At 65.1% G+C, this 9,970-nt stretch carries 7 protein-coding genes; 1 reads left to right on the top strand and 6 read right to left on the bottom strand.

The annotated features are described in order from the left end of the window. Positions 1-875: NAD(+)/NADH kinase (locus J0L98_RS20020; RefSeq protein ID WP_296413795.1), on the bottom strand; the 875-nt coding region annotated here is incomplete at its 3' end. 339 nt (positions 876-1,214) lie between these two features. Between J0L98_RS20020 and J0L98_RS20015 the strand changes: the two genes are divergently transcribed. Continuing rightward, a complete protein-coding gene (locus J0L98_RS20015) occupies positions 1,215-3,236 on the top strand; it encodes a sigma-54-dependent Fis family transcriptional regulator (protein ID WP_296413792.1) in 2,022 nt (673 codons plus the stop codon). 114 nt (positions 3,237-3,350) lie between these two features. Here J0L98_RS20015 and J0L98_RS20010 read toward each other — a convergent pair whose 3' ends face one another. The 5 genes from J0L98_RS20010 to J0L98_RS19990 all read right to left on the bottom strand — a co-directional run bounded on the left by J0L98_RS20010 (position 3,351) and on the right by J0L98_RS19990 (position 9,799). Further along, positions 3,351-3,740: a cytochrome c gene (locus J0L98_RS20010; RefSeq protein WP_296413790.1), complete on the bottom strand. Its 390-nt coding sequence runs from the start codon at positions 3,738-3,740 to the stop codon at positions 3,351-3,353. 104 nt (positions 3,741-3,844) lie between these two features. After that, on the bottom strand, positions 3,845-5,809 hold the full coding sequence (locus J0L98_RS20005; RefSeq protein ID WP_296413788.1) for a pyrroloquinoline quinone-dependent dehydrogenase: 1,965 nt from the start codon (positions 5,807-5,809) through the stop codon (positions 3,845-3,847). A gap of 46 nt (positions 5,810-5,855) precedes the next feature. Then, positions 5,856-6,992: a porin gene (locus J0L98_RS20000; RefSeq protein ID WP_296413787.1), complete on the bottom strand. Its 1,137-nt coding sequence runs from the start codon at positions 6,990-6,992 to the stop codon at positions 5,856-5,858. Between the two features lie 342 nt (positions 6,993-7,334). Next, positions 7,335-8,015, bottom strand: a complete 681-nt coding sequence (locus tag J0L98_RS19995; protein ID WP_296413785.1) for a c-type cytochrome — start codon at positions 8,013-8,015, stop codon at positions 7,335-7,337. Positions 8,016-8,131: 116 nt separating this feature from the next. Next, complete coding sequence (locus J0L98_RS19990; protein ID WP_296413783.1) at positions 8,132-9,799, bottom strand: PQQ-binding-like beta-propeller repeat protein; 1,668 nt, start codon at positions 9,797-9,799, stop codon at positions 8,132-8,134. Positions 9,800-9,970 lie beyond the last annotated feature (171 nt).

Here is a 9,970-nt window from a genome sequence, read left to right as displayed (position 1 = left end):
CCTCGCAGGGCCCCGATGGCCATGGGCTGCCCGGGCGGCAGCACCCCGGCAGCGGCAATACCGATGGGCCTCACCAGACCCGGGGCAATCGGCGCCAGCACCGCCGGGCCGGCCGGGGCGCAATGCACCCAGCCCCCCCGGGGCTCGTCACGGCCCACAGGCGTATGCATGGCGGCGATACTGGACAGGCCGATCACGCCGGGCTCGGCAAAGGTCACGTACAGCTCGGCAATGGAGGCCGGATCCCACACGGCGCGGGCGCCCACATGCGCCAGGCGGGTCACGCACACATCCACCAGGGCGAGCTCTTCCTGGCCGGCGCAGCGCACCCGCAGACGCTTGTTGCGCCGGGCGGCAGCCTCCACCGCCACCGCGCCGGTGGCCACCAGGCCGGCCGCCAGCCCGGTCAGGGTGGCCTCACGCAGATCGGGAAAGGCGTTGTTGGTACCGGACGAAAGGGTTGCCAGGGGGGTGTCCGCACATTCACCAGCGACGATGCGATGGGTGCCATCGCCCCCCAGCACGACGATCACCGCCACGCCGGCCTCACGCATGCGGCGCACGGCCTCGACCGTGTCCGCGGCCCCCTGGGAAAGCCGCATGGACAGGAATTCCACCGCGGGCCAGGGTTGATCGCGATCAGCGCGATGCCCGTCGATGGCCCGGGTGAGCCCTGCGGATATCCCCACCAGGTCCGGCATCATCAATACCCGCTCCACCCCGGTCGCCCCCAGGGCGCCAAGCAGACGCTCAATCATGTTGACCTTCTCCACGGTGGGAAAGACCAGCGCCTTGCTGGTCAGCCGGCGAATGTCCCGCCCCGAGGCGGGATTGGCCACGATGCCGACGATGGGGGAGGAGGAGCACTGTTTCACGATTGGCCGCAATTCATTCGGGTAATTGGATGCTCATTCAGCACAGGGCGTGCCACACCCATATTGAATTCGCCGATTGCGGCACTGCGACTTTATAAAAAAGTCATAAAAACATTAACTTGAATGCACTTCTTTTATTTATTTGTGCTTCGCAGCACCCCAGCATTCCATACAAAATGAAAATTGAGATGATTCAAAAAGCCGAGAAAATGAGACACCTGTCTCACCTCCCCGAGACAAACGTCAGCATTGATTTAATTGCCGTAGCGGAATAGTCTTCGCGTCCACCAAAGGATGTAATTCCGTAAATACACTCCCGGTATATAAGGGGGAAATAAAATGATTCGGGGACAAGGCGAAATCGCCCGCCACGTGGAACGCGTGGTGGAGGTGGTGGAGAGGGGCGTCGTACTGTCGCGACACCCGGTGCACGACCGGCTGGCACGCTCGTGGCAACGCTCTCTCAGCAAGTATCAGGTGGACCCTGGCCTGGCCAGCACACCGCAAGTGGTCACGGCACAGGAGCTACGGGAACACCGGGACAAGCTCGATGCATTCATGCGCATCGCGCGAGAGGGGCTTGACCGTCTCCACGAGCAGCTACGCCCATCGAACTATTGCGTATTGATGACCGATGCCACCGGCGTGACCGTGGACTTCCGCACCGTACCGGAGCAGGACAAGGAGTTCCGGGCCCAGGGCTTCCGCAACGGCACCCGCTGGTCGGAAATGGACGAAGGCACCTGCGGGGTAGGTACCAGCCTGGTGGATGGCCAGCCTATCCTGGTCCATCGGGGCGAACACTTCCGCTCCCACAACATCGGCTTCACCTGCAGCTCGGCCCCCATCTTCGGCATCGACGACCGGCCTCTCGCCGTGCTCGACGCCTCGGCCCTGTACTCACCGGAACACCGGGACAGTCAGATGCTGGTGTTCCAGATGGTCATCGAGAAAGCGCGCCTGATTGAGGACGCCTTCGCCTTCTACAGCCTGCGCGACCACTGGATCCTTCAGCTCGGCCGCACGCCCGAGCTGATGAACGTGCACACCGACTACCTGCTGGCCTTCGACGATGCGGGTATGTTCGTCGGCGGCAACCGGCGCGCCCGCAGGGAACTCCTGTCCCGGCCAGGGCGGCACATCCAGAGCGTCTCCGACCTGTTCGAATGCTCGGCCGCCGACCTGCTGGCCGCCGCCCACGCCCGCCCCGGCCAGGCCCTCCCCCTGCGGGTGACGGACAACGGAGAGCGCATCTTCGGCCTGCTGCGGGCACCGGATGTCCGACGCCACAGCATTCCGGCCCTGGAACGGGACACCAACGACCTCAACGGCTGCAGCGAGGCCAGGGGTTTCGGTCACCTGGCCACCGGCGACTCCCGGGTGCGCACCAATGTACAACGGGCCCTCAAGGTGGCCAACCGGGACATCCCGGTCATGTTGCTGGGCGAGACCGGCACCGGCAAGGAGGCCTTTGCCAAGGCCGTTCACGACTGCAGCAGCCGCCACAAGCAACCCTTTGTAGCCCTCAACTGTGCCGCCATTCCGGAAAGCCTGATTGAAAGCGAACTCTTCGGCTACCGGGACGGCGCGTTTACCGGAGCCCGCGCCAAGGGCGCCCGGGGCAAGATCGTACAGTCGGATCAGGGCACCCTGTTCCTCGATGAAATCGGCGACATGCCCCTGGTGCTTCAGAGCCGCTTGCTGCGCGTGCTGGCGGAGGGCGAGGTTCAGCCCCTGGGTGCCGAACAGCCGATCCCGGTGAAACTGCACATCATCTGCGCCACCCACCAGAACCTGCCGGCTCTCGTCGAAGACGGGCGCTTCCGGGAGGATCTGTACTACCGTCTCAATGGCGCCGTATTCATCCTGCCGCCCCTGCGCGAGCGGGAGGACATCGGCGAGGTGATCGACCGGGTGCTGGCCGAGGAGATCAAGGCCATGGGCCGGGAGGGTCTGCGTCTCGCCCCGGAAACCCGCGACGCGCTGATGCGCCACGGCTGGCCCGGCAACATCCGCCAGTTGCGCCACGCCATGCGTTACGCCTGCGCCATCTGCGACAGCAATCTGCTGCACACGGCCCATTTCCCGCCCGACCTGTTCTTCGGGCCGCGCCTGGGCGGGCCACGCCCGCTGCGGGAAGACGTTCTCGTCGCCCCGGCCCCCGTGGCCCTGCTGCCCGACAGCGACCTTCCGCCCCTGAAGGAGAAGGACCTGCGCCTTCGCGAGCGCATGCTCGAGACCCTGCGCCGCAACCAGTGGCAGGTCACCGTGTCGGCCCAGGAGCTGGGCATGTCCCGCGCCACCTTCTACCGCAAGCTCGCCCGCCTCAACATTGTTCCGCCCAATCGGCGGGATTTCTGAGGCCCCTGCCAAAAAAAACGGGCGGCCTGCCAGGGTCGCCCGTGAAAACGCAGGAGGAAGGAGTCCTGCGCCGGAGGGGGTCGGTCGCTCAGGGCGCGGAGGCCCGGCAGCGACTCACCATTTGCCCAGGGATTTCAGGTAGGCCACGATCTCCCAGATTTCCTCGGGAGAGAACACCTCACCCCACGGGGGCATCGGGGTTGCACCCTTGCCGCCATCGCGGATGGTGTTGTAAACGTACTGGGGCTCCAGCCCGTCGCGGCCGATGAACAGGGCTGGCTCATGCCCATGGCAGAAGGCGGCGCAGGTGGACTGGAAGCGGTCGCGCCCGGATACGATGCGGGCCTTGTTGGTCAGTTCAAAGGGCAAGGCCGGGCTGACGGCTTCAGGCTTGCTCGTGCTGGGCGCCTCCGCGGCCTTTTCGGGGAGGACTGCATTGAAGGCCAGGGCCGGCGCGAGAAAGCTCGCCAGCGCGCAGGCCATCAGGCTCGATTTGTTGATCATGTTCGTCTCCGTTATTTTTTTGATCGTCGATCTGCGGGGAGGGAATAAATGGGTGTGCCGGCCGGACGTACATCCAGAACGCCCGGCCGGCATGGATCACGGGATCAATTGACCTGGACGGCCACCAGCTCGGACGGCAGCCCTGCCCCGCCGATCGGCACGATCACGTACTGCTTGCCCTTGGCGCGATAGCTCATCAGGCTGCCGAAAGCCGCACCCGGCAGGCGCAGCTCCGATACCAGCTCACCCGACTTTGCGTCGTGGGCGTACAGGTAGGGCTCCTTCTCGTCGGCCGTCGCCTGGGTGATCAGGGCGTTGCCGCGGGACGACAGGCCCAGCACGCTGTTCGTGCCTTCCGGTGCGAGGAAAAGGATGTTGTCGGTGAGCGCCACGAAGCTCTCACGGGGCACGCCGACCCGATCCAGGTTCAGATCCTTGATGGCCGGGTGATCCACCGGGCCCTTCCCTGCCGGAATGCGCCACAGATGCTTGCCGGTGTTCATGTCGATGGCAGTCACGGTGGAGAACGGCGGCTTGAACAGGGGCAGCCCCTGCGGCCCGCCCACGCCGGCCCAGGTACCGGTGTATTCATAGACGCCCGTGTTCTCCTTCTTGATCTTGATGCCGAAGGGGATGGTGAAGGACGGCACGTAGAGCACATTGGTCCGCGGGTTGTGCGCAGCCCCCACCCAACTGGCTCCGCCGAGCACACCCGGCACCTGCAGGGTGCCGGCCTTGTCCAGGGTCGGGGGGGTGTACAGGGGGCCATAGTTGTAGCGGCTGAGGATCTTCTTCGCCTCATCCTTCAGCTTGGGCGTCAGATCGAGGAGGTCGTCTTCGGTCACCCCCTGCTGCACAAAAGGTGCGGGCAGGGTCGGGAAGGGCTGGGTCGGGGAGGACTTCTCGCCCGGCACGGTGGACTGGGGCACCGGCCGCTCCTCGATGGGCCACACCGGCTTGCCGTTGGTCCGGTCGAAGGCGAAGACGAAGCCCTGCTTGGTCACTTGCACGGCGGCCTTGATCTTCTTGCCGTTCACCGTCAGGTCCATCAGGTTCGGCGCAGTGGGCAGGTCGTAGTCCCACAGGCCGTGGTGCACAATCTGGTAATACCAGGCGATCTTGCCGCTGCGGGCGTTCAGCGCCACCAGGGATTCACCGAACAGCCCGTCACCCTTGCGATGCCCGCCATAGAAGTCATTGGTGGGTGTCGAGAAGGGCAGGTACACCAGACCCAGTTCTTCGTCACAGCTGGGGCGCGCCCACATGTTGCCGGAGCCGGTGGTCTTCCAGGAGTCGTTCTCCCAGGTCTCGTTGCCCGTCTCACCCTTCTGCGGCGGCTGCTGGAAGAGCCAGGCGCGCTTGCCGGTCTTGATGTCGAAGGCCTGGATGTCCCCCGGCGGGTGGCTCTTCATGGGCTGACGGCCCACGGCAAACGAGTCGAGAACCGCGATGCTGGGGATGATCTGGTTGCCGCACACGATGGGAGGCGAAGTGACCGCCACCAGGGAGCGGTCGACGGGGCGGCGCAGCCCCTTGGTCAGATCCACCCGGCCGTTGTCGCCCCAGGATTTCACCGGCTTGCCGGTCTTCGCATCGAGAACGATCAGGTAGCCGTCGCCAGTGCCGAGGATCAGTCGCTTGTCGGCCCCCTCCTCCCAGTAGGTCAGACCGCGGTTGATGAAACCGAGGTTGGGGGGCGTCCCGTCCTGGTAAGCCTTGGGGTCATAGGTCCACAAGGTCTTGCCGGTGGCACCGTCGATGGCGGAGACCAGGCTCATCGGGGTGGTGGTGTACAGCACGCCATCCACGGCGATCGGCGTGGACTCATTCACCCAGGTGCGCAGCTCGGCATTGTCGGCGGCGATGGCGTTGTCGGGCATGGCCCAGCGCCAGGCCACCTTCATGGACTTGACGCTTTCGGCGGTCACGTCGGGCGCCGCGGCAAAGCGGGAGCCGCTCTTGTCGGCGTTGTATTCGCGCCAGTTGCCGACTGCATCGGCGGCAAGCGCACTGGTGCTGGCAAGGACACCCACAACAAGGGTGGAGATCAGGGTTTGACGGGTTTTCATTTTCTTTGCTCCGTGATGATTCGGGCGTTCAGGCCCGCAACCGTGTTCAGAAGGTGAAGTTGATGCCGGCGTTGAGCAGGGTGGAGGTGGTGCCCACGGCGGGGATGCCGGCGGCCACGATGCTGGTCTTGATGGTGGCGCCGTCCTCGGCATCCACGAAGGCCGCCTGCACGTAGATCGTGGTGTCCTTGCGCAGGGCGTAGTCGTTGCTGATCACGATGTTGCGGGTATGGTCCCGGCTGTTCCGCTTGTCCTTGTTGTCGTAGTAGGCCAGCGTCGCCGTGTGCTCCGGGTGCCACTTCCAGTCCACGCCCACGCCGATGCCATTCACGTTGGAGACATTGGTGCCGGTGCTCGTCTCGTTGCGGGCGTTGAGGTAGTTGGCCTTGAAGGTAAAGGCGCCGAAGGGTACTGCCACGCCCAGCCCGCCATGGCGCACGTTGTCGTTGGCGGTGGCTTCGTCCTTGATCACCTGGTAGGACGCGGACAGGGTCACCGGCCCGGTGTAGGTGGCGCCCGCAGCCCAGGCGGTGTTCTTCTGGGTGCTGCCCGACTGGCCGCCCGGCGCCCACAGGATGCCGAAGTTCACCGGGCCCACGGTGTGGCGGTACTGGATGGCGTTGCTGAAGAAGATCCCGACGTCGTTGTTGGTGTTGCGGTCGGTGCCCGGGGCACCGGCGGTGGCGGCGTACTGGTTGTAGGCCCAGGCGTAGAGGTTGGAGAACTGCTCCTTGAAGGCCCGCGGTTCGGTGCCGATGTGGGCCAGCAGGGCCGGGCCGTACTGGCGGCCGAAGGTCACGCTGCCCCAGTCACCGCGCAGGCCCAGGTTGGCCTGGCGCCGGAAGAAGGGGGTGCCGGTGCCCTGGGCGTCGCCCGTGCCATGCAGCTTGCCGTTGTTGGTGTCGTAATGGACTTCCAGGTTGAAGAAGCCTTCCAGGCCCCGGCCCAGGTCCCGGTCGCCCTTGAAACCCAGCACCGATTGGCGCAAGCCGCTGGTTTCCATGGAGGTCTTGCTCTTGCCGTTGGGGTCGGTCTTGCTCTGGTAGAGCAGACCCGCGTCGATGATCCCGTAGATCGCCACGTTGGTTTCGGCCAGCGCCGGAGCCGACAGAGCCGAGAGCAAGACCACCGCACAGACACTGCGCCGGAGCGGAGTGCGGGGTATGGATGTGTGCTGAATCATGAATGTCTCCTCTTGTTTTTTTCGTCCCGGAATCCCAACCCGGAACACCGAAACTCCACTGGCCTGAAATAGCCAGCGGCAAGAGGCCCTCTGCAATTAGTTTGCCAGGGCTGAAATTCCCGTTATTGCAGGGGAAAACCTCTCTGCAATACGAGAATCAGGAGACAGGTGTATCGAATGGCCTGAGACATCGGAGACAGACGTCTCCGAATAAGGGCTGACGCAGGGCGGAAATTGAATCCCTTCCCTGTGCCGTCAGCCCATGGCCAATTCGATGAATAGGGGCGCGCTATTTCCTGTGGGGACGCCGCTCCATCTTGGGATCAGTGGGAAGCATGCACATCAGGGCTGCTGCTTTCCCAGGTATTGCAGGTAGGCCACCAGCTCCCAGATCTGTTCATTGGTGAAGGCGCTGCCCCAAGGCGGCATCACGTCGGCGCCCTGACGGCCCTTGTAGATCGTCTCGTAGGCGAGTTCGGGGGGCAGGTCGGTGCGTCCCTTGAAGTCGGGGGCGCGACCGCCGACGCCTTCGAAACCATGGCAGTAGCCGGCGCAGGTCTTGGCGAAACGGCGCTTGCCGGCGGCGATGCGGGTTTCGTCATTGAGGTCGAAGGGGGCCAGCGGCCCAGCCGCATGCTGACCGGCAGGTGTCGCGGTCAGCAGTTTGACGTAAGCAGTGAGCTGGCCGATGGCGGCCTCGTCGAGTACCGTGCCCCAGGGAGGCATGGCCTTGTCGCCATGCTTGCCGTGGATGATGCGGTCGCGGATGCGCGCTTCGTCCAGATCGGCCCGGCCGAGCAGCTTGGGCCCATAGCTGGCGGTGGCAGTACCGGAGGCCACACCGGCGCCTTCCGTGCCATGGCAGCTCACACACAGCGCGTCGAAGCGGCTCTTGCCCGCCGACAAACGGGCCTTGCCCTCATCCGCTGGCAGCGCCACCGCCAGGGTCGCACAGGCAAAGGCGGCGCCGATGGCAAACAGCGCGGGGCGGAGGGGGTTGCGGAGTCCGTTGAGCCTTTTCATGTTGTTCTATCCATCCTTGAAAAAAATGGGTGCAGCGCGTGGAGGTTGCGCCGCACCCGGAGAACAGCACGATCTGCCGCGTCCGGCCTGGTCGTGCCGCGGAGCAAATGCGGTGCTTACTCGAGGGTGAAGCCGATCAGGGCGGCGCCACCAGGCAGATCCTTGATCTGCGGGAAGGCGCCGGCCAGGAAGCCCGGCGCGTGGGAACCCAGACCGGTGGGGATCACGATGTACTGCTTGCCCTTGACGGCGTAGCTCACCGGGCCGCCGCGGGCGCCGGAGCCGGCATTGAAGCGCCACAGCTCCTTGCCGTTGTCGGCGTCGTAGGCATACAGGCGGCCTTCCATGTCACCGGTGAACACCAGTCCGCCGGCGGTGGTGAGCACGCTGGACAGGGGCGGCAGCTCATAGCGGATGCTCCACTTGAGCTTGCCGGTGATCGGGTCACGGGCATCCAGGCGACCGTCGGGCTTCTTGCCACCCGGCGGCGGCACCAGCTTGATCTCGTCGATGCCCAGGGACAGGGAGGAGATGGCAGTCAGGTTGGACGGATCATCCTTGCCGGAGACCACCTCGTTGCACACCTCCATGGCATGGGAGTACCACAGGCCGGTGCCCGGGTTGTAGGCGCCGTGGTTCCAGCTGCGGGCGCCGAGCAGATTGGGGCACAGCAGCTCGCGCTTGCCGGGCTGCGGGCGACGCGGCTCGATCAGTTCGCCGGTCTTGGGGTCGATGCCCTTGGCCCAGTTCATGTTCTCGGCAAACTGCCAGACGTTTTCCAGGGCGCCATCCTTCTTGTCCATCACGAACACGAAGCCGCTCTTGTTGAGGTGGACGATCACGTCCTTGCCGTCCTTCTTGACCAGCAGGGCCTCGTAGGCGGAGTCGAAATCCCAGGTGTCGTGGGGGATCTCCTGGCGATGCCACTTGAGCTTGCCGGTCTTGGGGTCGATGGCCAGCAGGGTGGCGGTGTACTTGTTGTCACCCTCGCGGCCGGGGGTGTAGTAGTCGGGCGCGGCATTGGAGGTGCCGATGTAGATGGTGTCGGTGCTCTCGTCGTAGGTGCCGGGCATCCAGGCCGAACCGCCGCCCACCTTGCCGCTGTCGCCGGGCCAGCTGGCCGGGTCGTTCTTGATCACCTCGAAGTTCCACACGGGCTTGCCGGTGTCGGCGTTCACCGCGTAGATCTTCCCGGCGATGGGCTGATCGCCACCGGTGGTGCCCCCAAACAGCACATCACCGGCCAGCTGCGGCGGGGCCGAGAAGAGCGCGCCGTACTGGGTCTTGGGGTCGGTGAGCTGGGTACTCCACACCTCCTTGCCGGTCTTCTGGTCCAGGGCGATGAAGCGTCCATCCAGGCTGCCGATGAAGATCTTGCCGCGGCCCACGGTCACACCGCGGCTGGCGGAGGCGTAGAAGGCCTGCTTGGCAATGGGGTTGAGCTTGGCGGTGTAGTGCCAGATCGTCTTGCCGGTAGCCGCATCCACCGCCCAGGCATTGTTGTCGGCCGAGATGTAGTACAACACCCCGTCCACCACGATGGGGGTGGCCTGCAAGCCGTGGGTGATGTTGCCCGGCTGATGGATCCACGCCACCTTGAGCTTCTTCACGTTGCTCTTGTTGATCTGGGTGAGCGGGCTGTAGCGCCAGGCGTTGTAGCTGCGGTGGTATTGCGGCCAGTTGTCCGGGTCGGCGTAGCCGGGGCGGGTTTCGGCGGCGAAGGCGGCGCCGGCAATCAGCAGGGCACCGGCACAGGCGGTCAGACGCATCGGGGTGAATTTCATGTTGATCTTCCTTTGAAGGCTGCGGAGCGCGAAGGGCGGGCGGCTCAGAAGGTGAAGTTGATGCCGGCGTTGAGCAGGGTGGAGGTGGTGCCCACGGCGGGGATGCCGGCGGCCACGATGCTGGTCTTGATGGTGGCGCCGTCCTCGGCATCCACGAAGGCCGCCTGCACG

The organism is Zoogloea sp., from assembly GCF_017302315.1.
Classification (GTDB): domain Bacteria; phylum Pseudomonadota; class Gammaproteobacteria; order Burkholderiales; family Rhodocyclaceae; genus Zoogloea.
The sequence above is the reverse complement of the archived record's forward strand: the minus strand, read 5'-3'. Positions and strand labels throughout refer to the sequence as shown.

Excerpts from the sequence above, each read along its gene's own strand:
- J0L98_RS20010 (WP_296413790.1), bottom strand. The coding sequence starts at position 3,740 with ATGATCAACAAATCGAGCCTGATGGCCTGCGCGCTGGCGAGCTTTCTC.
- J0L98_RS20015 (WP_296413792.1), top strand. The coding sequence starts at position 1,215 with ATGATTCGGGGACAAGGCGAAATCGCCCGCCACGTGGAACGCGTGGTG.
- J0L98_RS19995 (WP_296413785.1), bottom strand. The coding sequence starts at position 8,015 with ATGAAAAGGCTCAACGGACTCCGCAACCCCCTCCGCCCCGCGCTGTTT.
- J0L98_RS19990 (WP_296413783.1), bottom strand. The coding sequence starts at position 9,799 with ATGAAATTCACCCCGATGCGTCTGACCGCCTGTGCCGGTGCCCTGCTG.
- J0L98_RS20005 (WP_296413788.1), bottom strand. The coding sequence starts at position 5,809 with ATGAAAACCCGTCAAACCCTGATCTCCACCCTTGTTGTGGGTGTCCTT.
- J0L98_RS20000 (WP_296413787.1), bottom strand. The coding sequence starts at position 6,992 with ATGATTCAGCACACATCCATACCCCGCACTCCGCTCCGGCGCAGTGTC.